The organism is Gilliamella sp. BG2, assembly GCF_046635645.1.
In the GTDB taxonomy this organism is placed as follows: domain Bacteria; phylum Pseudomonadota; class Gammaproteobacteria; order Enterobacterales; family Orbaceae; genus Gilliamella; species Gilliamella bombi.
Genome location: NZ_JBIDFF010000020.1, coordinates 15,559 through 39,979, shown reverse-complemented (window position 1 = coordinate 39,979; position 24,421 = coordinate 15,559). Strand labels below are relative to the sequence as shown.

The 24,421-nt window shown below is 34.9% G+C and carries 15 protein-coding genes; 9 read left to right on the top strand and 6 right to left on the bottom strand.

All coding sequences use genetic code 11. The features are described 5' to 3' along the window. The first annotated feature begins 144 nt into the window (after window positions 1–144). From mfd to mmuM, 5 genes are all read left to right on the top strand, one after another. Complete coding sequence (mfd, locus tag ACGH6Q_RS09215; RefSeq protein ID WP_411592657.1) at window positions 145–3,603, top strand: transcription-repair coupling factor; 3,459 nt, start codon at window positions 145–147, stop codon at window positions 3,601–3,603. A gap of 36 nt (window positions 3,604–3,639) precedes the next feature. Further along, window positions 3,640–5,151, top strand: coding sequence for a YdgA family protein (locus tag ACGH6Q_RS09210; RefSeq protein WP_411592656.1), 1,512 nt, complete (start codon window positions 3,640–3,642; stop codon window positions 5,149–5,151). A 313-nt stretch (window positions 5,152–5,464) separates the two neighbouring features. Then, complete coding sequence (locus ACGH6Q_RS09205) at window positions 5,465–6,757, top strand: DUF945 family protein (RefSeq protein ID WP_411592655.1); 1,293 nt, start codon at window positions 5,465–5,467, stop codon at window positions 6,755–6,757. Window positions 6,758–6,846: 89 nt separating this feature from the next. Further along, window positions 6,847–8,250 carry an S-methylmethionine permease gene (gene mmuP / locus ACGH6Q_RS09200; protein WP_411592654.1) on the top strand — a complete coding sequence of 468 codons (1,404 nt, stop codon included), beginning with the start codon at window positions 6,847–6,849 and terminating at the stop codon, window positions 8,248–8,250. Then, on the top strand, window positions 8,237–9,178 hold the full coding sequence (gene mmuM, locus ACGH6Q_RS09195) for a homocysteine S-methyltransferase (protein ID WP_411592653.1): 942 nt from the start codon (window positions 8,237–8,239) through the stop codon (window positions 9,176–9,178). The genes mmuP and mmuM overlap by 14 nt, the downstream gene beginning before the upstream one ends. Window positions 9,179–9,700: 522 nt before the next feature. On the opposite strand, the gene ACGH6Q_RS09190 is transcribed toward mmuM, so the two are convergent. Next, the gene (locus ACGH6Q_RS09190) at window positions 9,701–11,671 is read right to left on the bottom strand and encodes a TonB-dependent receptor domain-containing protein (RefSeq protein ID WP_034911754.1); all 1,971 of its coding nucleotides are present in this window, start codon (window positions 11,669–11,671) and stop codon (window positions 9,701–9,703) included. A gap of 167 nt (window positions 11,672–11,838) precedes the next feature. Here ACGH6Q_RS09190 and ACGH6Q_RS09185 point away from each other — a divergent pair, with 167 nt between their 5' ends. The 4 genes from ACGH6Q_RS09185 to ACGH6Q_RS09170 all read left to right on the top strand — a co-directional run bounded on the left by ACGH6Q_RS09185 (window position 11,839) and on the right by ACGH6Q_RS09170 (window position 17,696). Then, window positions 11,839–12,765, top strand: a complete 927-nt coding sequence (locus tag ACGH6Q_RS09185; protein ID WP_411578667.1) for a siderophore ABC transporter substrate-binding protein — start codon at window positions 11,839–11,841, stop codon at window positions 12,763–12,765. Between the two features lie 329 nt (window positions 12,766–13,094). Then, window positions 13,095–14,411: a 30S ribosomal protein S12 methylthiotransferase RimO gene (rimO, locus tag ACGH6Q_RS09180; RefSeq protein WP_411592662.1), complete on the top strand. Its 1,317-nt coding sequence runs from the start codon at window positions 13,095–13,097 to the stop codon at window positions 14,409–14,411. 8 nt (window positions 14,412–14,419) lie between these two features. Further along, entirely contained in the window at window positions 14,420–15,808 is a 1,389-nt protein-coding gene (locus tag ACGH6Q_RS09175; protein ID WP_065608778.1) for an MATE family efflux transporter, read from the top strand. A gap of 316 nt (window positions 15,809–16,124) precedes the next feature. Further along, window positions 16,125–17,696, top strand: coding sequence for a phosphoethanolamine transferase (locus ACGH6Q_RS09170; protein WP_411592652.1), 1,572 nt, complete (start codon window positions 16,125–16,127; stop codon window positions 17,694–17,696). 72 nt (window positions 17,697–17,768) lie between these two features. Here the strand turns inward: ACGH6Q_RS09170 and tkt are convergent, their stop codons facing one another. From tkt to ACGH6Q_RS09145, 5 genes are all read right to left on the bottom strand, one after another. Next, window positions 17,769–19,775: a transketolase gene (gene tkt, locus ACGH6Q_RS09165; protein WP_411578669.1), complete on the bottom strand. Its 2,007-nt coding sequence runs from the start codon at window positions 19,773–19,775 to the stop codon at window positions 17,769–17,771. 137 nt (window positions 19,776–19,912) lie between these two features. Continuing rightward, complete coding sequence (tal, locus tag ACGH6Q_RS09160) at window positions 19,913–20,863, bottom strand: transaldolase (RefSeq protein ID WP_296301997.1); 951 nt, start codon at window positions 20,861–20,863, stop codon at window positions 19,913–19,915. A 321-nt stretch (window positions 20,864–21,184) separates the two neighbouring features. Next, window positions 21,185–21,421: a FeoC-like transcriptional regulator gene (locus ACGH6Q_RS09155; RefSeq protein WP_065575337.1), complete on the bottom strand. Its 237-nt coding sequence runs from the start codon at window positions 21,419–21,421 to the stop codon at window positions 21,185–21,187. An 83-nt stretch (window positions 21,422–21,504) separates the two neighbouring features. Continuing rightward, window positions 21,505–23,832, bottom strand: a complete 2,328-nt coding sequence (gene feoB, locus ACGH6Q_RS09150) for a Fe(2+) transporter permease subunit FeoB (protein ID WP_411592651.1) — start codon at window positions 23,830–23,832, stop codon at window positions 21,505–21,507. Continuing rightward, a complete protein-coding gene (locus ACGH6Q_RS09145; RefSeq protein WP_411592650.1) occupies window positions 23,829–24,071 on the bottom strand; it encodes a FeoA family protein in 243 nt (80 codons plus the stop codon). Before ACGH6Q_RS09145 ends, feoB begins: the two co-directional genes overlap by 4 nt. Window positions 24,072–24,421 lie beyond the last annotated feature (350 nt).

Genomic DNA, 24,421 nt, shown 5'->3' with positions numbered 1-24,421 from the left:
TATATATTACCTGAAACTTTTTTACAAAGTTTTGCTAGTTAAATGCAAGGTGCTTATCATACAGGATTAAACAGTTATAGAAAACAACCTCATACTTACGTTATAATCTGACAATAAATTTTCAGCGACATCAACGAACTCATCATGTCTAAAACAGTTAATATTTCAAACTTAATTCCTCAAAAATCAGGTGAAGTAAAGCAAATTGGGCAGCTAGTTGGCTCTTCCTTATCACAATTTTGCGCTCAAGCTATAGATGCACATGAAGGTATAGTTGTGATTGTCACTGATGATATGCAACAAACCTCGCGCATTCATGAAGAACTAAAGCAGTTTACATCCTTCCCTTCTATTATCTTTCCAGATTGGGAAACATTGCCTTATGACAGCTTTTCTCCTCATCAAGATATCGTATCAGAACGCTTATCTTGCCTTTATCATCTTGGACATTTAACCAAGGGGGCGTTAATTTTACCCATTAATACCTTAATGCAAAAAGTCTGTCCACAAAGTTATTTGGGTGGACATGTTTTTATGATGAAAAAAGGCTTACAAATTAGCCGAGAACATTTACGCCTTCAACTTGAAAATGCTGGCTATCGTTCAGTCAGCCAAGTTATGGAGCATGGCGAATATGCTACTCGTGGAGCGCTTTTTGATATCTACCCCATGGGCAGTGATAAGCCTTATCGCATCGATTTTTTTGATGATGAAATCGACAGTATTCGTACTTTTGATGTCGAAACTCAACGTACCTTTGGTGAAATTGCTGAAATACAATTGCTACCAGCCCATGAGTTTCCTTTCGATAAAACAGCTATTGAGTTGTTTCGTAGTCAATGGCGAGAACAATTTGAAGTTAGATTAGACTCAGAAAGCATCTATCAACAAGTTAGTAAAAATATTTTGCCAACCGGTATTGAATATTGGCAAGCACTGTTTTTTAACGAACCATTAACACCTCTATTTTCTTATTTTTTAGCAAATAGCTTAATTATCAATACAGTTAATATTGAGCAATATGCTAACAAATATTGGCAAGATATTACCCAACGTTATGAAAGTCGCAAAGTCGATCCTATGCGACCATTACTTGCACCAAATGTTATTTGGTCTAAAACTGACGAGATTTTTACCAATTTCAAAAACTACCCAAGAATGGTTTTATCGCATGCAATAACGACTGAATCAAATAAAAACGTTAATTTGCCTTATATAACATTACCTAATATTGCTATTGAGATCCAACAAAAAGATCCTTATTTGCAATTTCAAAAATTTGTTGAAAATTTTGCAGGAACAATCATCTTTTCGGTTGAATCAGAAGGACGCAAAGAGGCTTTACAAGAAATTCTTGGACGAATTCGTATTCACCCCACTACCATCAATTTACTTGATGAACGAAAAAACAGTGATAGCCGATTTTATTTAATCGTTGGAGCTAGTGAACAGGGCTTTATCAATCAGCAAGATAATTTTGCCTTTATTACTGAAAATGAGCTATTAGGACGACGAGTAGTTCGTCGTAAAAAAGAAAATAAACAAGCTATCAATACTGATTCACTTATTCGTAGTTTAGCTGAGCTCACACCCGGCAAACCCGTTGTCCATTTGGAACATGGCGTTGGTCGATATGCAGGACTTACCACATTAGAAACAGGTGGGATTACGGCTGAATATCTTATTCTATTATATGCTAATGACACCAAGCTTTATGTTCCTGTTTCATCATTAAATCTAATTAGCCGTTATTCTGGTGGCGATGAAGAGAACGCACCATTGAATAAATTAGGTACTGATGCATGGAGCAAAGCACGGCAAAAAGCGGCCGAAAAAGTACGAGATGTTGCAGCTGAATTACTAGATATTTACGCTGAACGTGAAAGTAAACCCGGATTTGAATTTAAACAAGACCGAGAGCAGTATGAATTATTTTGCCAAGGGTTTCCTTATCAAGAAACTGATGATCAACAAAATGCCATTGGTGCAGTAATTGGCGATATGTGCTCTCCTTATGCCATGGATAGATTAGTCTGTGGTGATGTTGGATTTGGTAAAACAGAAGTAGCGATCCGCGCTGCTTTTTTAGCTGTTATTAATCATAAACAAACAGCAGTTTTAGTTCCTACAACTTTACTTGCAGAACAACATTACGAAAGCTTTTGTGATCGTTTTGCAAACTGGCCAATTCGCATAGAAAGCCTGTCTCGATTCAAAACCGCCAAACAACAAAAAAGTATTATAGAAGCTCTTGGTGAAGGCAAAATTGATATTGTAATTGGCACACATAAATTGTTACAAGAAGATATCAAATGGAAAGATTTAGGCTTGTTGATTGTTGATGAAGAACATCGTTTTGGCGTCCGCCAAAAAGAACGAATTAAAGCAATGCGAGCAAACATTGATATTCTAACACTAACCGCAACGCCAATTCCAAGAACCCTCAACATGGCAATGAGTGGTATGCGGGATCTTTCTATTATTGCGACTCCTCCAGCTCGCCGTTTAGCAGTGAAAACCTTTGTTCGAGAATATGATGATCTCGTGATTAGAGAAGCCATTTTGCGTGAAATTTTACGTGGTGGTCAGATTTATTACTTACACAATGATATTTCTGATATCGAAAAAGTAAGCGAAAAACTGGCAGAGCTGGTGCCCGAAGCACGCATTACCATTGGACATGGGCAAATGCATGAACGCGATTTAGAACGTGTGATGAATGACTTTCATCATCAACGCTTTAACATACTTGTTTGTACTACCATTGTTGAAACGGGTATCGACATTCCTAACGCTAATACCATTATTATTGATCGTGCCGATAAATTTGGTTTAGCCCAGTTACATCAGCTCAGAGGACGAGTTGGACGTTCTTATCATCAGGCTTACGCTTATCTATTAACCCCACATCCTAAATTACTCACTAAAGATGCCAAAAAACGCCTAGAAGCAATTGCCTCACTTGAAGATTTAGGTGCAGGTTTTGCTCTAGCCACACACGATCTTGAAATTCGAGGTGCTGGGGAGTTATTAGGCAGCGATCAAAGCGGTCAAATTGAGACTATTGGCTTTAACCTTTATATTGAGCTACTTGATGAGGCCGTCAAATCACTAAAAGAGGGTAAAGAGCCAACACTTGAATCATTACTCAATAATCAACAAACAGAAATTGAGTTACGCTTACCAACACTTATTCCTGATGATTTTATTCCCGATGTTAATACACGTTTATCACTATATAAACGTATTGCGAGTATCACCGATCTTATCGAACTCACCGATATTCAAGTTGAAATGCGTGATCGTTTTGGTAAATTGCCCGATGCAGTGCTTTTTTTACTAGAAACTACCAAAATCCGTTATCACGCAACTCAATTAGGCATTACTAAGATTGAATTTGGTGAAAAAGGCGGTTATATTGAATTCGGTAATAATAATAGGGTGTCAGTCGATTACTTAATTGAAATAATTCAAAAAGAACCAAAAAATTATCGCTTAGAAAGTTCAAATCGATTAAAATTACAAAAATCAGAATTGCAACGAATCGATCGCATTGAATATATTAAAAATTTGTTGTCTGATTTTGCAAGTCATCAAGAATGATAACTATAATTACAATAAACGACTAAGAGAGCCACAATGAAAAAAAGCACACTTACTATAGGAATAATTGCTGTATTAGGTATGGCTTATGCAGGTACATCATGGTACAGCGGTAATATGATTGAAGAGCATATTGATGACCAATTAGCACTAATCACAAACAAAGTTAACCTGTCCCAAGATCTTTTCACATTTTCCGTTACTAAAAACCATTATGACAAAGGTATTTTTTCAACAAAAGTACATCTAACAGTGACCGTATCACCACGTGAATCGACTATTCAAGGTAGTTATCCAAAAAACTTATTTGATGACGATGTCACTATCCATCATGGCCCTTTTCCTATTGCTGCGCTTGCAAAAGGGACTTTTTCCCCACAATTGGCTTGGTTACAATATGAAATGAGTCAACAAGCAAATCCAACACTGTGGAAACTAGCGGGCAATCGACCGTTTATTAGTGGACATACAAGCGTGAGTTATGACGAATATATTACCGTTAAACTAGCAAGCAAAGCGATTAAAGCCTCGCAAAACGAAATCCCAACCATTCATGATAGTATCTTAGATATCAGTAACGGCAGTTATACCTTTAGTAGCTATACCGATGGTTCTGACATCAAGGCTGAAATCAAACTGGATAAATTAGTTTTTCTTTCTGACGATACCCATCATTTTAACTTTGATGACTTTAAACTGTCATTAAAGCCACTGACTACCACAGAAGACATCGATTATGAATTTAATATTGGCAATATTAACTACAGTTTTGATAGCTATCTTTCAAAAGGGAATTTTAATATTGACAACTTAAAATCAAAAGGTCGTGCTAACTACAAAAATCGAAATATTGATGAGCAAAGCAGTATTGATAAAATTACATTAAATTTCAAATCATCCACACCGAAAAACGAATCAGTGATTATTGACAAAATTGTGATGAGTCAAAAAAATATCTTAAATGACAGCAATAATACAATTGAAGGTTCGCTTGTAAGTCGTATTGGTTCGATTATTTACGGTCAACAAAATCTAGGTAGTGGATCATTTGATATTGACTTCAAAGGGGTTGGTAGACAATTTTTCGATCCTCACTTTGAAACAACTGATCCTGACATAAGTGAGAGCGACAAACACAATATTGAATTTTCGTTAAATAGATTGAATTGGCACAATGCTAGTGGCGACATTAATGTTAACTTATTGTTTAATATATCAGAAATAAATAGCTCAAATACTGATGTAGAAAACTATGACAAAATAAATACACTTAAATTCAATCTCGAAGCTCCGTTTGATGTTTTAGCTAGTTTGTCCGCACAAATCCAAAACCCTAACACTAAGCAAGTTACATCAGAACAAATTGCAAAAGAAAGCGCTGTAATAAAAAACAATGCCAAAATGTTTTTTAGTAGATCACCATTTTTTATCTTTAATAAAGATCAAACAGAAGGTATCTATTCTAATGTGGAGTATACAAAAGGCAATCAAAGCGTAAAGGTAAATGGACAATTACTAGATAAAAAAGATTTTTTTGGAAATTTCTAATTTATTTTAGCGACACTAAAAAAATTATAAAATGTTTCAATGATATTGGTTAATTTGGCGATTATTTTAGATTCAAGCGTAGTAGTTAACAATATATGCACCATAATATGCTAAGGTACTTATTTAAACTTGTATAGGTGCATTTTACAAAACATCAAAAAACTATCGCCTAGAAAGCTCAAATCGATTAAAATTATAACAACTAGGATTACAATTAATTTATCACGTTGAATATGTTAAAAATTTTCTAGTTGATTTTATAAATCATCAGGAATGATAATTTAAAATATAATAAATAACTAAGAGATCTATAATGAAAAAAACCACACTTGCTATAGGAATATTTGCTGTATTAGGGGTTGCTTACGTAGGCACTGCATGGCATACAGGCAACATGATCGAAAATAACATCGATAATGAATTGGTACAAATTACAAACAAAATTAATCAAACTCAAAACGATTTCACGTTTAATATTATAAAAAGTAATTATGGAAAGAATATCTTTTCAACTAAATTGCATTTAACTATTACAGCATCACTCCAAAATGCTACAGGCGACGATGCTCAACCTAAAACCTTATTTTCTGATGATGTTACTATTCATCATGGTCCATTTCCTATCGCTGCACTCGCCAAAGGAAGTTTTGCGCCTAAAATGGCTTGGTTAGAATATGAAATGAGCGAACAAACTAATCCGACACTTTGGAAGCTAGCGGGCAATCAGCCTTTTATTACAGGACATGCAGGTATAAGTTATGGCGAATATATCACTGTTAAACTAGCAAGCAAAGCAATAAAAGTTACCCAAAATGAAGTTCCATTCTTTCCAAGAATTGATAGTGCATTAGAACTTGGTGAAGGCAAGTACACCTTTGGTAGTTATACTACTGGCTCTGACATATCAACTAAAATTGAAATTGATAAAATTTTATTAACCTACCCTGCATCATTTAATTCAAAACCAGTTTCGGTTGTTATTAATAAATTCGTTATGGACGAAAAAAATGTCCTAAATGATGTCACTAATACTGTCGATGGATCATTTTCAAGTAGTGTAGATTCAATTATTTATGGGCAACAAAATCTAGGTTATGGCTCGATAGATATTGATTTTAAGGGACTTGATAAACATCTATTCACTAATCAATTGGGAATAGGTTATCCTGACTCAGATGATACAGAACAAAAGCATTATATTAATTTTTCGTTAAATAAATTGAATTGGCACAATCCTGCAGGCGATATTAATCTTAACCTATTTTTCAGTATGTCTGATATAGATAGTACAGCTATTGATGAAGCTGATTACGATAAAATTGACTCACTAAAATTAAAACTTGAAGCACCATTTGATGTATTAGCTTATACGTCCGCACAGATCGAAAACCCTAACTCTAACACGGTAACACCAGAACAAATTGCTAAAGCAAATCAAAACCTACAAATGATGTCCGCATTTTTCATTAGTAGCTCTCAATATTTTACTTCAAGCAATGGTAAAACCAAAGGTATCTATTCTGATATAAGCCTAACCAAAGATAGTGATGAAGTTAACGTAAATGGTAAAAAAGTAACAAAAGAAGAATTCTTTGAACAATTATAATTAGCTAATTTATTATTCAAATTAACCTATTTAGTTCCGCCACTAATTTTGGCGGAATCTTATTATTTTTAACTTAAGCAAAAAAATTTATGAATACAAATTCATCATCCACAACAGAAAACCAATTTAAACGAACCATGAAAACCCGCCATTTAATTATGCTATCCCTTGGTGGTGTTATTGGTACAGGTCTATTTTTTAATACTGGCTATATTATTGCTACTGCTGGGGCTATTGGCGCTATTATTGCTTATTTAATTGGTGCATTAGTTGTTTATTTAGTGATGTTGTGCCTAGGCGAACTGGCTGTCGCTATGCCTGAAACAGGTGCATTTCACACTTATGCTTCTCGCTTTATTAGTCCTGGCACTGGTTATACCGTTGCTTGGCTGTATTGGTTAACTTGGACAGTGGCACTTGGTTCAAGTCTAACCGCAGCTGGCTTATGTATGCAGTATTGGTTCCCTACTGTTTCGGTCTGGATTTGGTGTTTAATTTTTTGTATCGTAATCTTTGCATTAAACATTATAACCGCTCAATTCTTTGCCGAAAGTGAATTTTGGTTTTCAATCATTAAAGTCATCACTATTATTATTTTTATTGTTGCTGGAGCTGCTGCTATCTTTGGTTTTGTTCCTATGAAAAATGACATGCCAGCACCTTTTTTACACAATATTACCGATAATGGCTGGTTTCCTAATGGTATAACACCAATTATCATGACGATGGTTTCAGTTAATTTTGCCTTTTCTGGTACCGAGTTAATTGGTATTGCTGCGGGCGAAACTCACAATCCCGAAAAATCGATTCCACTTGCCATTAAAACAACAATTTTAAGATTGATTCTCTTTTTTATTGGAACCATTATTGTGTTAGCCTCTCTACTACCTATGGATCAAGCTGGCGTTATTACTAGTCCATTTGTAATGGTATTTGAAAATATCGGCATTCCATATGCTGCTGATATATTTAATTTTGTTATTGTAACCGCTATTTTATCAGCCGCTAATTCAGGACTTTATGCCTCTGGGCGTATGATGTGGTCGTTGTCTAATCAAGGTACACTACCAAAGTGCTTTGCTAAATTAACCAATAAAGGTATTCCAATGATCGCTATTGCAGTAAGTATGCTTGGTGGATTGTTAGCGTTATTTTCAAGCGTGATAGCTCCTGATACTGTATTTGTAGCATTAACCGCTATTTCTGGCTTCGCCGTGGTAGCAGTTTGGTTAAGTATTTGCATTTCACATTACTTTTTTAGAAAGCAACTATCCGAAAATCAAAAAAATGCCTTAAAATATAAAGCACCATTTTACCCTTTTGTGCCAATTTTAGGGTTTATTCTGTGTTTGATTGCTTGCATTGGTTTAGCATTCGATCCAGAACAACGCATTGCGCTTTATTGCGGTATTCCTTTTGTAATTGTCTGTTTTATTGCGCATCACTTTACCCAATCTTATCAAAAACGAGCAGTAAAAAATGACAAGTTATAATCCAATTAGTGCACTATTCAAACAAAAAAATCACATTATTATTGATGGTGCACTAGCCAGTGAACTACAACGCCGTGGATGCGATCTTAATGATAGTCTATGGTCGGCAAAAGTATTAATTGAAAAGCCCGAACTGATCTATCAAGTTCATTATGGCTATTTTAAAGCTGGCGCCGATTGCGCTATCACCGCCAGCTATCAAGCCACACCAGTAGGGTTTGAAAAAAAAGGAATTACGTTTGATGAATCTATCAAATTAATAAAAAAAAGCGTTGAACTTGCACAGCAAGCTAAACAGCAGTATTTGAATGAAACAAAGCAAAATAAAACATTATTGATTGCTGGGTCAGTTGGTCCCTATGGAGCATATCTTGCTAATGGGTCAGAATATACTGGCGACTATCAACTAACTGAAGCTGAATTTATTGATTTTCACCGTGATCGCATTCAAGCCTTGATTAATGCCCAAGTTGATATCCTTGCTTGTGAAACTCTACCTTCTTTTGCTGAAATTAAAGCGTTAGTTAAATTGATACAGCAGTTTCCAACTATCAATGCATGGTTTTCGTTTACATTAAAAGATGCCCAGCATCTTAGCGATGGCACACCATTATCACAAGTAATAGATTATTTAAACAACTTCGAGCAAATTGTAAGCCTTGGTATTAACTGCATTGCGTTAGAAAGTGTTACTCCAGCATTAGAAGTGCTAAATAAGCTTACAACCAAACCATTAATTGTTTATCCAAATTCAGGTGAACAATATGATCCAATAACAAAACAGTGGCACAAGAACCATCAACATGATTGCACCTTCAAAAATCAACTACCAATCTGGACAAAATTAGGTGCAAAATTAATTGGCGGTTGCTGCCAAACAACACCGAATGATATTAAAGAGATTGTGAGATTATTAAAGGATTATTAATTTTATTGTGATTGGATTTTGAGCATGAAGAGCTATTATAGTTTTGCGATAATATCTTAAACGGCTTCAAATCCAATCAAATTAAACCAACAAAACCATCAGTTAAACACTTGATTTTATTTTCTTCTATAAAGTTAAAGCCTGAGAGTCCAGTCAATAATTCCCTAGTACAATGAAAAGCTACTGAACAATTAATAATTAAACTTAATTCATTTGATTATAAATCGCAATTAATAGCACTACAAATAAGTGCAATGTTCCATCCTAAATTTTTACTATCTATCATTTGAAGGAAGCAATTAACTTTTCTAAAATAAACCGACTCGTTTCACTTTTCTTGTTTTGGATAAATATGTCCATTTTTTAATAAATTACCGTATTAAGCAATTCATAAATAAATGAATACACAAATTTAATTGCAAGATCAGATTAAATAATATTTAATTGAATAATATCATTAAAAAGGCAGCTATATTAAAAAGCTGCCTTAAAATTATAGACAAAATTAAATTTACTTAATGATTAAAAATTAACCTCAGTCCCAACAAAGTATCGTCTACCTTCTAAGGTTTTACCAAAATCATCGTTAGTTACATTTTTATCAAATAGATTATAAACACCGGCATAAACCTTAGCTTGTTTATGTATTTGATAAGATGCACCGATGTCCCAGAAAGTATAACCAGGATATTCAACTTTTGTGCCATCACGGTTATTAGACGATTCCATGCCATAATAGGCCATTTTTGTCCATAAATCCCATTGTTGGGTGACATACCAATCTAATTGAGTATTGAATTTTTGTTTAGGGGTTCGATTTAAAGATCGTCCTTTAAATTGCCCACTTTTTTGTTCTGTTTTCGTCCAAGAATAGTTAGATGTTAATAGGAAATCAGTAAATAAAGGCGTTTTAAATGAAAATTCAAAGCCTTTAAGATCAGCTTTGCCAACATTTTCACGGCCTTGTATAAAGTCAAACTTTTTACTATAACCATTCAACAAGCACTTGCTTCCTTTTTTACGATTACAAATATAATATGATTGAATTTTGTCTTTATATTTTGTGTAAAATGCAGTTGCAGAGGCATCAATACCATAATCATTGGTATAACCTATACCAATTTCGAAATTATTTGTTTTTTCTGGTTTTAAATCTGGATTTCCAATGATTACACCATCAGAATATCCACCACCAGTAACTTGCCCCCAATCCGTCACCACATAACGTAATTGTGGTGTAGCATAACCAGTAGAATAACCGCCTTTTAACGTAAAGTTATCATCAATATTCCACACACTGTAAACTCTTGGGTTCCAGTTACTACCATAATTTTCATCTTTGTTATAACGTAATCCTAATGTTAAACTCCAATTTTCTAAAATACGTAACTCATCTTCTCCAAATAACGCATAATTCCAACGATCAATTTTAGATAATGTCGTTTTTAGTTGATTTCCTTCGTCATGCAACTCTTGATAATTATATTTTCCGCCTAAAGTCAGCATGTTAATACTAAAAGGAATAGTAACACGTGTATCTACATCCGTATTACGAATTTTCATGTTCCTTTTTGGGTTATTATTTCCTTCATAAGAGACAAATGAAGTTGTAGAGACATCACCAAACAAACCATTATGTGTTAAAGCAAACGTATTTCGTCTATTATCTCTATTAAAATCACTTCTAGATTTATCTCTTGTTTTTCCTGCAGTTGCATTACTATTTTGTAAAGCTCGGCCAAAATCGAGATCAAATTTTTGTGTGTCTGTAGCATTTAAAGATAATTTACCATTTAAACTACGTAATTTTTGTCCTGCATGGCCAGCAAGAAATTTATCTTCATGGCGATTTGAATACTGCCCATAAAGTTGTATACCTAAAACGTCATCAATAATCGGTCCCATGGTCGAAAAACTGCCAGTATATGTATCTTTTTCTTTTGAACGATAAGGAATAACCGATTCTAAACGTATACCACTTTGCCATTTATTTGACACTTTTTTGGTAATAATATTAACAACCCCTCCCATCGCATCAGAACCATATAATGACGACATAGGGCCTCGCACAACCTCAATACGTTCAATTGCCGTTAATGGTGGTAACCATCCTTGTTCAAATCCTGAATTATCACTATTTGGTCTTGTTTCGCGGGTACTAACCTTTTTGCCATCTACTAATATTAGGGTATATTTGGCATCCATGCCTCGAATACTAATATCAGTAGAATCACCACCACCAGTAATATTTACTCCAGGAATATCCTTCAACGCATCTGTGACATCACGATAAGGTTTTTTTTCAATTTCTTCTGGTGTAATTACCGAAATGGTAGCCGGTGCTTCTTTGACTTGTTGAGAAAACCCCGATGCAGTAACAACCATGGTGTCAGTATCTGAATTGCTAGCTGCTATAGCAGCTGTCGATAATGACAACAAAATACTAGTATTAATGACATTTGTAGCCAATTTAATCTTCTTTTTTGCTTTCATTGTTATAACCCTATTATTTATAATGACATTTATAGATTTATAAGATATATGAAGACTACACTATATGAGAATGATTATCAATATCTTTAAAAAATTATTTATAGCTAGACAAATCCTTTTTGTTAAATGATAATAATTATCATTTATATAAAAACAGGAAAATTGAGATGAATAAAAAGAAAAAGATATTTTTAAGTAGTATTGCATCGATTATATTAAGTTTAACTGGTTGCCAATCAACGACAACAATGAGTGTAACTGCCAACAACCAAACGGTACAAGTTCCTAAGTTGCCCGAAAAAGTTGTTGTCATGAACTATGGGGCATTAGATACTTTAGAGGCGCTAGGTAAAGGTTCGATAGTTGTTGCAACTCCACTATCAGTTATCCCTTCTTATTTGCAACAATTTAACAAAACATCAATTACCGATACAGGCAATATGAAAGAACCCAATATTGATGCAATCAGACAAGTTAAGCCAGATTTAATTATTATTGATGGCCGTCAAGCTAGTAAAACTGAAGATCTATCTAAAATTGCACCAGTCATTAATTTAAGTGTTAACGCCCAAAATTATGTTGAATCAACCAAAAATCATATCCACCTACTGGCAAATATTACAGGCACAGAGAGTAAAGCTGATAATATTATTCAGTCATTAGATGAAAAAATTCAACATGCCCGAGCAGTAGCCGAAGCTAGTTCTAAAAAAGCTATTGTTGCTATTCATAACGATGGGAAGATGATTCTTATCAATTCAAGCTCAAGCGCGGCATTGATTCACGATGTACTAGATGTTAAACGAGCGGTACCACTCACCGTTATGCCCGCAAATAACTTAATAGGCAAACCAAAACCAATTTTTATTGATGATAATTACATTAAATCAGTCAAACCTGATATTATTTTTGTTGTTGATCGTAGCAAAGCAATCGGCAATCAAGGTATGGCTGAGCACTTTTTTTCACAAAAAGTATTAAACAAAAGCAAAACACAGGTTGTTTATTTAACTCCTGATCTTTGGTATTTGTCGGGTGGTGGTGCTGAAAGCATAGATCGTCAAATTGACGAAATCATTAATGCATTAAAATAATATAACTTGATTGTTAACTTTCTATTTTTTAAATAGCCTTTATTGTCAATAAAGGCTTTATTTTATACTGATAAATATCAGAGAAATACTTAATAAATAATCCTTTTTATTCAAACGAACTACTTTCCGAGTTATTACTAATACTTAATAGATAAGCCAAAGCATTGTTAATGTAAATTTGAAATTAGAAAATCGGTATATTAACTATGATGAAATGTGATAAAATGCCGACTTTATTTTGATTTGTAAACGATAATTAACAAATATAGTTTATTGAATTCTCAAACAATACCTCTTTAATATAACACACTATTATAAATACTATGAATATGTTACCCCCTACAATTGGATTTGTGAGCCTTGGCTGTCCTAAAAATTTAGTTGACTCTGAGCGAATTTTAACCGAACTGCGTACACAAGGTTATCAAGTCGTACCTAGCTATGACAATGCCGATCTAGTCATTGTAAACACTTGTGGATTTATTGACAGTGCAGTGCAAGAATCTCTAGAAGCAATCGGCGAAGCTCTTAATGAAAACGGCAAAGTCATTGTAACTGGATGCCTTGGTGCCAAAGAAGATCAAATTAGGACTGTACACCCAAAAGTACTTGAAATATCAGGTCCACACAGCTATGAAGCGGTACTAAATCATGTTAATAAATATGCACCAAAACCTGCTTATAATCCATTTACCAGTCTAGTCCCCCAACAAGGTATAAAACTAACACCAAAACATTATGCTTACCTAAAAATTTCTGAAGGTTGTAATCATAGTTGTACATTTTGCATTATTCCATCATTACGAGGTGAAATGATTAGTCGCCCTATTGGTAACGTACTTGATGAAGCAAAACGTCTAGCCGACAGTGGTGTTAAAGAATTATTAGTTATTGCACAAGACACTTCAGCTTACGGCGTTGATATCAAAAACAGGACCAGTTTCTGGAATGGAATGCCATTAAAAACTGATATTCAAACGCTTTGCGAACAATTATCAAGTTTGGGAATTTGGGTCAGATTGCATTATATGTATCCTTATCCAAGTGTCGATAATCTAATTCCATTAATGGCAGATGGTAAAATTTTGCCTTATTTAGATGTGCCATTACAACACGCAAGTCCAACAATTTTAAAATCAATGAAACGACCTGGAACCATTGAAAGAACCTTAGAACGTATCCATAAATGGCGAGAAATCTGTTCTGATATCACGTTACGTTCAACCTTTATTGTTGGTTATCCCGGCGAAACAGAACAAGATTTTGAATTACTGCTCGACTTTTTATCACAAGCGCAATTAGATCGCGTTGGCTGCTTTCCATACAGTCCTATAGAAGGTGCTGAAGCCAATAAACTTGCCGATCAAATTCCTGAAGCAATAAAACAAGAACGTTTTGATCGCTTTATGCAACTACAACAAAAAATCTCAACGCAAAAATTACAAGCCAAAATTGGCAAAACGCTAGCTGTCATTATTGATGAAGTTGATGATGAAGGTGCAATAGGTCGTAGTATGGCTGATGCCCCTGAAATCGACGGCGTTGTTTATTTAAACGAAGAAAACCAAGTCAAAGTCGGTGATATTGTTCAGGTTAACATTGAGCATTCCGATGAGTACGATCTATGGGGAACGGTTAAACGTTAATTAACACCATGAAACAACATTATAAACACGAAGTAAAAAATCTGGTTAAATTGGCAGTTCCGGTGCTAATTGCGCAAGTATCGCAAACTGCGATCACCTTTGTTGATACTATCATGGCAGGCAATTATAGTAAAACGGCACTTTCTGGGGTAGCCATTGCTGTCTCGATATGGCTACCTACCATCTTATTTGGGCAAGGTTTACTCACTGTTTTAACGCCAATTATTTCAAACCTAAATGGTGCAGCTAAACGAAACCAAGTTGCCGATCATACTCGGCAAGGCGTTGTCATCGCATTGGTATTATCAGTGCTTATGATGTTAGTTCTCTATCATTCCGACCTAATAATAAACTTAAGAAGCTCGGACGATCACCCTATTGATCCAGAAATGATGGACGTGGCAACCAAATTTTTACGTGCCATAATGTGGGGTGTGCCAGCATTCTTGCTTTTCTTGGTCTACCGCAATCAATGTGAAGGGCTATCAAACACAAAGCCAGCCATGGTGATTATATTCATTGCCCTTCTTGCCAACATTCCAATTAATTACGTTTTAATCTATGGAAAATTAGGCTTACCTGCTTTTGGTGGGGTCGGCTGTGGCATTACAGCGACAATCATCTTTTGGCTCATGTTTATATTAATACGCTTATATACACTCACTAGCGCAAGCCAACGCGACATTCGCCTAACACCAATCACCAAACTAGTTGATTTTGCTATAATCAAAAAAATTGTTGTGCTTGGTACTCCGCTTGCTCTCGCTTACTTTTTTGAAATGAGCTTATTTGCTGTGATTGCATTATTAATTGCCCCATTAGGTCAAATAACCGTTGCTGCACATCAAATTATATTCACTATCAGCAGTTTAACCTTCGCTATTCCATTATCTCTTGGGGTTGCTACTAGTATTCGTGTCGGTTATTTACTGGGCAAAAGAAAACCAGTTTTAGCCAAACAAACTTCTTACATTAGTTTAGCCATATCCTTAGCAATCGCCATTATAGTTGCATTAATTTTAGTTATTTTTAGTTCACAAATCATCACCATATTTACACAAGAAAATGCTGTAATTGCTATTTGTATGCAACTTATTATTTTACTCGCTATTTATCAAGCGTCTGACTATTTACAAGTAGTAGCTAGTAATGTGCTTCGAGGTTATAAAGACACTAAAAGCATTTTTTTTATTACTCTACTTTCTTATTGGGTAGTCGGATTGCCGGTTGGTTATGTTCTAGGATTAACCGACCTAATCATTCAGCCAATTGGCGCAGCTGGTTTTTGGATAGGTATTATATCAGGACTTGCTGTTGCGGCATTACTATTAATAGCTAGGATGATCTATATTCAAAAACAACCTGTTGAAGTTATTTTAGAGCAGGCATCAAGATAAAGTTATTTATTAAAGACATTCAATAAAATAAAAAAGATTAACCTCATTTTATTAATAACAACTTATTGATTATTCAATAAATAAACATAAATAGGTTAATCTTTCAACAATTATGGACAAGCAACCATCCCATCGAAGTTCTAACATTAGTCCATGGTGGTAAACCCTAGACATAGGAAACTTCATCACTTTCTCCTCGTCGATACTAATACTCACAATTAAAATATTGGATATTTTTTATCAAAACCTATTGTCAAATATTTGAATAAATTTATAATTCTTGAAACCAAAAATTGATATAATAAATATAGTTACTATGATAAAAAAAGAAAATATACTTTCACATGGAGTGTGTCTTTGTCTTTCTATTTTGCTTGTTTACTTATTAGGTTACGAGCAAAGATTTGATCGCATATTTCTAACTTACTTTTCTCTTACTTTTTTAGCTCGACTTACTTTTTTTCGAATCTTTTTCTGCATTTGGTTTGTAATAGCTGCTATCTATTTTCCTATTGGATTTTATTATGGTCCACCTAATGTTGCCGTAATTAGTGCTATTGCTGAAACAGATTTTGATGAAATGACGGAATTCTGTTCACAACTATCAGTTTATTTTTATTTTGCTCCTCTAATCTTAGCATTAATTTTTATTATATTATTTAAAAGATTTTCATTTCCAAAAACTAACAATTTCTATTTACTTATTTTTGTATTAGGGCTATGTTTTTATAGACCAATTAAAGCTGTAATAAAACATAATCCAAATTCTTTCAATACAATATCAACTACTTTATTGAATAACTTAAAGTATCCTATTTTTGAGTTTTCTCTCTCATTTTACGATAGTGCAAAACTTTATTTTCAAGAAAAACAAGAACAATTAAAACAAATTGAGCAAACAAATACTATCCCAATTTTATCTATTAATCCTCAAAAAAAGAACTATATTATTATTATTGGCGAAAGTGTTCGTAAAGACTATATGAGCGCTTATGGTTTTAAACTTGACAATACTCCCTTTGCTCGCACCCAAGCCAGCATTATTTGGGATGGATTAATAACACCTGCACCAAATACCCAATCATCAATTCCACATTTAATTAGTCAATCAATCTTTTTAGACGACAAAAAAGTCAATGCACAACTAAATAATAATATTGTTAGCATTGCTAATGAGGCAGGATTTGAAACTTATTGGCTTTCAAATCAAGGTAAGTTAGGCACAATTGAAATTACGGTACCTCGTATTGCCTCTTATGCACAACATTCATTTTACACTAAAAAAGGTGAATATAATGGTAAATCATCGAGAGGAAAACATGATACTTTATTATTACCTGAATTAGATAATATTTTATCGACAGAAAATAGCAAACCAAAACTTATTGTTATGCACCTAATTGGTTCACACTCTAACTTTTGTAAGCGATTAGAATTTAATGTGCAGTTTGATCTGAATAATAAAAATATATCATGTTATGTTAGTAGTATTAAAGAAACAGATGATCTTATTGCACAAACTATCAGTATACTAAAAAAATATAATCAAGATTATTCAGTTGTTTACTTTGCAGATCATGGGCTTGCGCATGCAGATCAACATAATGACTTAAGACACAATTCAGAATATCAAGATAGTTATCGTGTCCCATTTATCTTTTTTGATTCAGATAAAACACCCCAGCAAAAAATTAATAAACAAGTATCGGGATTCCAATTAGTTTATCTATTGAGTAACTGGATGGGGATAAAATTAGACGTAAACCATAATTATATGGAAAACGAACTTTCTCAAATACCAGAACAACAAAATATCAAAGTTAAAGGCTGGGATAACAATAAATTATATCAATTTGATAAACTAAAAAAAGATCCTAATCCCTATTAGGTTTATAATCATAGACAGATATAAAATGCCATCATTAGATCAGATGGCATTTGATTGATAATTATTCTATTATTATTTTAATAAACTATTTGCCTGAGCTATTACATTTTCAACAGTAAAGCCGAATGCTTTAAATAGTTGATCAGCTGGACCTGACTCACCAAAGCTTGTCATGCCAACGACTTTGCCGTTAAGACCAACATATTTATACCAGTAATCGCTGATACCAGCTTCAATAGCTAGGCGAGCTGTCACTGATGATGGCAATACTGACTCTCTATAAGTGCTATCTTGTTTATCAAACGCATCAGTTGATGGCATTGACACAACTCGCACTTTTTTACCTGCTTGTGTAAGTTGATGATAAGCTTCAACTGCAAGTTCTACTTCTGAACCAGTAGCAATAATTATCAACTCTGGAGTACCAGTACAATCATTTAAGATATAACCGCCTCGATAGACATTGGCTAATTGTTCAGCTGTACGTTCTTGTTGTTTTAAATTTTGTCTTGAGAAGATTAATGCAGTTGGACCATCTTTGCGCTCAATACCATACTGCCAAGCAATAGCTGATTCTACTTGGTCACATGGGCGCCAAGTACTCACATTTGGCGTAACTCGTAAGCTTGCCATTTGCTCGACGGGTTGATGCGTTGGGCCATCTTCACCCAAGCCAATTGAATCATGTGTATAGACAAATAAAGAACGTATTTTCATTAACGCAGCCATACGAACGGCATTGCGTGCGTACTCCATAAACATTAAGAATGTTGCACCATAAGGAATAAATCCACCATGTAAAGCAATACCGTTCATGATTGCTGACATACCAAACTCACGCACACCATAATGGATATAGTTACCATCAGCATTAGCTAAAATTTCTTTAGAGCCTGACCACATGGTTAAGTTACTTGGTGCTAAATCTGCTGAACCACCTAAAAATTCAGGTAAAGCTGGCGCAAATGCTTCGATAGCATTTTGAGATGCTTTACGAGTTGCAATAGTTGCTGGATTTGCTTGTAGTTTATTCACTACATCGTTAGTGATTTGAGTCCAATTTGCTGGCAAATCACCATTAACACGACGTTTGAATTCTTTCGCTAATTCAGGATAGACCTTAGCATAAGCATCAAAACGAGCATTCCATTCATCTTCTACTTGTTTACCTTTTGCTTTCGCATCCCAAGCATCATAATAATCTTTAGGAATTTCAAAAGCAGGATAATTCCAACCTAATGATTTACGGGTTGCTTCAATTTCAGCATCACCTAAAGGTGCACCATGACTTTCATGGCTACCTGCTTTATTTGGCGAACCAAAACCAATTACCGTTTTACACATTAGTAGTGATGGTTTATCACTTACTGCTTGCGCTTGTTCAATCGCTTGTTTTAAGGCTTTAGCGTCATGCCCATCAATACCACGAATAACATGCCAACCATAAGATTCAAAACGTTTTGCGGTATCATCAGTAAACCAACCTTCTACCTCACCGTCGATTGAAATTCCATTATCGTCATAAAATGCAATTAGTTTACCTAGCTTTAATGTGCCTGCTAATGAACACACTTCGTGCGATATTCCTTCCATCATACAACCATCGCCCATAAACACATAAGTATGGTGATCAACAATTGTATGACCTGCTTTATTAAATTGTGCCGCTAATGTTCTTTCTGCAATTGCCATACCTACAGCATTGGCAATACCTTGCCCAAGTGGACCTGTGGTTGTTTCGACACCTGGCACATAACCATATTCAGGGTGTCCTGCAGTTTTTGAATGCAACTGACGGAAATTTTTAAGATCATCAATCGTCACATCATAACCAGTTAAATGCAATAGGCTATAAATCAACATAGATGCATGACCATTTGATAAAACAAAGCGGTCACGATCAGCCCATTTAGGATTGGTTGGATTGTGTTTTAAAAAGCCACGCCAAAGTACTTCGGCCATATCCGCCATACCCATTGGCGCACCAGGATGGCCTGATTTTGCTTTTTGCACGCCATCCATGCTTAATGCCCTTATCGCATTCGCCAGTTCGCGGTGAGATAGTGTGGTTGCATTCATGTCATCATCTCCAAAAAATTTTGAGTTTAAATTTGTTAATACCTGCAAGGTTAACATCACTTGCAAAATCGTTATTTAAATTAACGAAAGAAAATAGCATAAAAATGGGGAGCATACTCCCCAATTGTTTTATATGATTATAACAATGCGCCAATCATATCTTCTAATTTGCCTTGATCTACGGCAAAAGCACGAATCCCTTCGGCTAATTTTTCAACTGCCATAGCATCGCTATTATGTTGCCATCTAAATTCGGCCTCAGTCATTGGCGCAGGACGAGCAACTATGGTTTGATTTGGATTGAGCTTCTGTACAACAGGCGTATTTGATTGTTGCATTTCGGCCAGTAAGTTAGGCGAAATTGTCAATCTATCACAACCTGCTAATGCTAAAATCTGATCGACCTTACGGAAGCTAGCCCCCATAACAATAGTTTTATAACCGTGTTGTTTATAATAATTAAAGATATTACGCACAGAAATTACGCCCGGATCTTCATCCGCAACATAAGGTTCGATTGATTTTTTAGCTTGATACCAATCATAGATTCGGCCCACAAAAGGCGAAATTAAAAATGCATTTACTTCAGCACAAGCACGTGCTTGTGCGAACGAAAATAGCAAAGTTAAATTACAGTTTATCCCTTCTTTTTCTAGCACTTCAGCCGCTTTAATACCTTCCCAAGTTGAAGCAATTTTAATTAAGATACGTGACTTATCAATACCCTTTTCTTCATAAAGTGCAATAATTTTACGTGCCTTTTCAATACATCCTTGTTTATCAAAAGACAAACGAGCATCCACTTCGGTCGAAATACGACCAGGAACAGTTTTTAAAATTTCGGCGCCAATATTAACTGCAACCTGATCACACGCATTAACTAATTGTTGTTCTTTACTGCCACCAATTTTTTTCGCAGTTTCAACTGCAGAATCAATTAAATAACGATATTGAGGAAGTTGCGCTGCTTTCAAAACGAGGGAAGGATTGGTTGTTGCATCTTCGGGGGAAAACTGCTTAATAGAATCGATATCACCAGTATCGGCTACCACTACAGTTAATTTTTTAAATTCATCTAATTGACTCATACATTTTATCCTCATACAACGTTTTACTATAATGAAAGTATAATAACATTTATTCAACAATAAAACGACTTTGTCATGAGGTGGTCATTAATCTATCTTGTTGTCAAAAATCAGACAGGCTGAAAACATAAAATGTAGCCTCAGACTCTGATAATATAGAATCACTTATCCATGTTTGCTAGCTTATCCATACAAATAAAATTAATTCTGTGAATTTAATCACAAAATCAAATCAGCGTTAATTAGCATCATTTATCTATGATGCAACAAAATAATTGACAACACATTATAAATGTAAAAAGTTACTGATTCATGATTCAATTAAACCCAAACATATTCAACATTACCAGCTAAGTGACAGTTTGAACAAGAGTGACACTTATTAGTTTGGCAAAACAATAGCTGATCTTGTACTATGAGCTTTATCATCCCTTTTTTAATCCAAAACCCTAACATCTGCTCAGCTGCACTTTCAGGTAAACGAAAATGGCGTGCAACATCTTGCAATGGTACACGGCCTTTTAATTGTACATAATCACGAATCGACGTTATTAACATAGCCATAATCCGATAATTAAAGTTACAGAAAAATCACAAATCTTTTCTCTATCTATATTTTTACAAATTAGCTAGCCAGCTACTTACTGACAGCATGATGATTCTTTACACTGTTGTAGATTCGGTTCCGTTTGTTGGTTAAATGATGAATATCGCCCTAAAGTACGCATAAACAATAGTGCTACAACAATAAATACACTACATCCCAAAAGCCACCAACCTGCTATAGTAGAATGCCCAAGCAAAGTAAATTGATAATAAATCGTTGCTGTTAGCCATGCGATAGTAAAAGTCCAAATTGCCACAAATATCATCCATCTAAAACCAGCCTCTCGGTACACAGCTCCTAATGCAGCAGCACAAGGTGTATAAAGTAAAATGAAGATCAAATAACTCATCGCATTCGAAGACGAACCAAAAGCGCCCTTGATTTGAGAAATTGTTACCGAATTTACATCCAAATCAGACTGAAGTGAATCAATATTTTGTGAAACTGTATTAAACCCTAGTGGATCTAATACTGCATCTGATAGATCAACTAAATTCTTAGGAATCGTTGCCAACGCATCTACAATCCCTTGTGATAAATCAAATGACTTGGTTGCTTGCTCATTGTCATCGCCCATCGAATAAAGCGAATTAAGCGTTGCAATCACCGACTCCTTAGCAAAAATACCCGTAAAAATTCCCACCGTTGCGGGCCAATTATCGTGTTTAATCCCCATTGGTGCAAATGCTGGAGTGATTGTTTGGCTAACAACAGAAAGCATAGAGTCCTGCGAACTTTCGTGTCTAAACGAACCATCACTCCCCCATGAATTAAGCATACTTAATATTGTTACCATCAACACAATGGCTTTACCTGCTTTAAAAATAAACGACTTTAAACGTTGCCAAGTTAAACTAATTAGACTACTTAAAGTCGGAATACGATACACTGGCATTTCCATAATAAACGGTGTTAATGAACCTTTTAATAGCGTAAATTTAAGTATAAATCCGGTTATCATTGCCACAACTACACCAAGCAAATATAAGGCAAACACCACTAAAGAAGCATTTTTAGGGAAAAATATCACAGCGAATAAAGCATACACCGGCAATCTTGCTCCACATGACATAAAAGGAATCATACAGATCGACATAATACGATCACGTGTACTTTCTAACGTTCGCGTGCCCATAATGGCTGGCACACCACAACCGAATCCCACTAACATTGGCACAAATGCTTTTCCCGGCAAACCAATGCAACGCATCAGCCGATCGATTACCATTGCTGCTCGCGCCAAATAACCAGAATCTTCCAAAAAAGATAAACAAAAAAACATCGCCCCAATGACAGGAATAAAAGTTGAAACAGTTTGAATGCCGCGGCCAATCCCATTAGCTAAAACAGCCGTAAGCCAATTCGGTGCATTGATAGCATGAAGTAACTGCGTTGTGCCATCGACAAAGATAGTACCACACAGCACATCAAAAAAATCAATAAACACAGCCCCAAAATTAATTGCTAGCATAAACATGGCATACATTGCGAGTAAAAAGAACGGAATACCAGTAATACGCCCTAAAGTAATATTATCCAATATATCTGAAAATCGACGACTAAGTTCACGTGGTTTATCAATCACTTTCTTACAAATTTTATCAATCGTATCATAACGTGCACTAGCAAGCGCCACATCAATTTCATTATCACACCATTTTGCAAGCAATGAACGGCAGTTTGCAAACATCTCTTTTTCGCATTCGAGTAAGTTATAACGCGAATCATCTAATAACGCATCCATCAATTGCCAACGATTGAATTGATGCACAACACTATCATCTGGTAACTCACAAATACAACGATTAATCACCGCTTGCTGATCATCGCCAAGCAAATCAATCGACGGTTGAGCTACTTGTGGCGTGATTACCATGTTTTCGATTTGTTGATAAAAGCACGATAGCCCCATTTTTTGGGTTGATGATAATGCCACAACAGGGCAACCTAACAGTGTTGACAACATATCAACATTAATCTGTTCGCCCATGGCTTTAACTGCATCCATCATATTTAATACAACAATCATTGGCACTTGCAAGTCAATTAACTGACAAGTTAAATACAGACTACGTTGCAAATTAGTTGCATCCATAATATTAATAATAACACTATCACTATCAGACAACACAAACTGACGTGCGATAAGCTCATCTTGTGAAACACTAAGTGGGTCTGGTTCGATCGAATATGTACCAGGCAAATCAACGACTTCATATTGTGCATTATGATAAGTAAAAACACCTGTCTTACGTTCAACAGTCACTCCAGGCCAATTTCCTACACGTTGCTTTGAGCCAGTTAATAAATTAAATAATGTCGTCTTACCACAGTTAGGGTTACCAATTAATGCTATCTTCATTTACTTATCTCCATAACTTCAATAGCTTGTGCTTCTTTACGACGCAAACAAAGCCAAAATCCACGCATTTTAATTTCAATCGGATCACCAAATGGTGCAACTCGCACAACCAGAACCTTACACCCTGGTGTAATCCCCATTGCAAGTAACTTTCGACGAAAAGGTAACGATTCGGGTAACAACCTAGTAATAACCCCCTCGTGGCCTAAAGGTAACTGGTTAAGAGTAAAAAATGACATTACGCTTCCTAAAAATGACAACAGTGCTGATATAAATAATCATATAAAATTAAAAATACATATTTTAGAAAGAAATGAAGTTATTTTTAGTGTAAAAATGCGAATTATTCTCAACAAAAATAAATAAACAGTAAAAAAATAGTAAATATAATTAAACAATAAAAAATACAAACTCAAACCTTCGCTGTGTTGTGTTTCTAAATAGGTAAAATAAATACTCACGATGTAAATACCCCAAACTTAGTACACTCTCACGTAGAAAATTAAGCTGCCTGTTTTCGTGTTTTTAATTCAATAGGCATCATATTATTTGATGTCTTATGTGTAAGATATTACTAATATTGTTTACG

Bases quoted from the DNA above. Each gene is read 5' to 3' on its own strand.
- mfd (WP_411592657.1), top strand. From the start codon at position 145: ATGTCTAAAACAGTTAATATTTCAAACTTAATTCCTCAAAAATCAGGT.
- ACGH6Q_RS09210 (WP_411592656.1), top strand. From the start codon at position 3,640: ATGAAAAAAAGCACACTTACTATAGGAATAATTGCTGTATTAGGTATG.
- ACGH6Q_RS09205 (WP_411592655.1), top strand. From the start codon at position 5,465: ATGAAAAAAACCACACTTGCTATAGGAATATTTGCTGTATTAGGGGTT.
- mmuP (WP_411592654.1), top strand. From the start codon at position 6,847: ATGAATACAAATTCATCATCCACAACAGAAAACCAATTTAAACGAACC.
- mmuM (WP_411592653.1), top strand. From the start codon at position 8,237: ATGACAAGTTATAATCCAATTAGTGCACTATTCAAACAAAAAAATCAC.
- ACGH6Q_RS09190 (WP_034911754.1), bottom strand. From the start codon at position 11,671: ATGAAAGCAAAAAAGAAGATTAAATTGGCTACAAATGTCATTAATACT.
- ACGH6Q_RS09185 (WP_411578667.1), top strand. From the start codon at position 11,839: ATGAATAAAAAGAAAAAGATATTTTTAAGTAGTATTGCATCGATTATA.
- rimO (WP_411592662.1), top strand. From the start codon at position 13,095: ATGTTACCCCCTACAATTGGATTTGTGAGCCTTGGCTGTCCTAAAAAT.
- ACGH6Q_RS09175 (WP_065608778.1), top strand. From the start codon at position 14,420: ATGAAACAACATTATAAACACGAAGTAAAAAATCTGGTTAAATTGGCA.
- ACGH6Q_RS09170 (WP_411592652.1), top strand. From the start codon at position 16,125: ATGATAAAAAAAGAAAATATACTTTCACATGGAGTGTGTCTTTGTCTT.
- tkt (WP_411578669.1), bottom strand. From the start codon at position 19,775: ATGAATGCAACCACACTATCTCACCGCGAACTGGCGAATGCGATAAGG.
- tal (WP_296301997.1), bottom strand. From the start codon at position 20,863: ATGAGTCAATTAGATGAATTTAAAAAATTAACTGTAGTGGTAGCCGAT.
- ACGH6Q_RS09155 (WP_065575337.1), bottom strand. From the start codon at position 21,421: ATGTTAATAACGTCGATTCGTGATTATGTACAATTAAAAGGCCGTGTA.
- feoB (WP_411592651.1), bottom strand. From the start codon at position 23,832: ATGAAGATAGCATTAATTGGTAACCCTAACTGTGGTAAGACGACATTA.
- ACGH6Q_RS09145 (WP_411592650.1), bottom strand. From the start codon at position 24,071: ATGTCATTTTTTACTCTTAACCAGTTACCTTTAGGCCACGAGGGGGTT.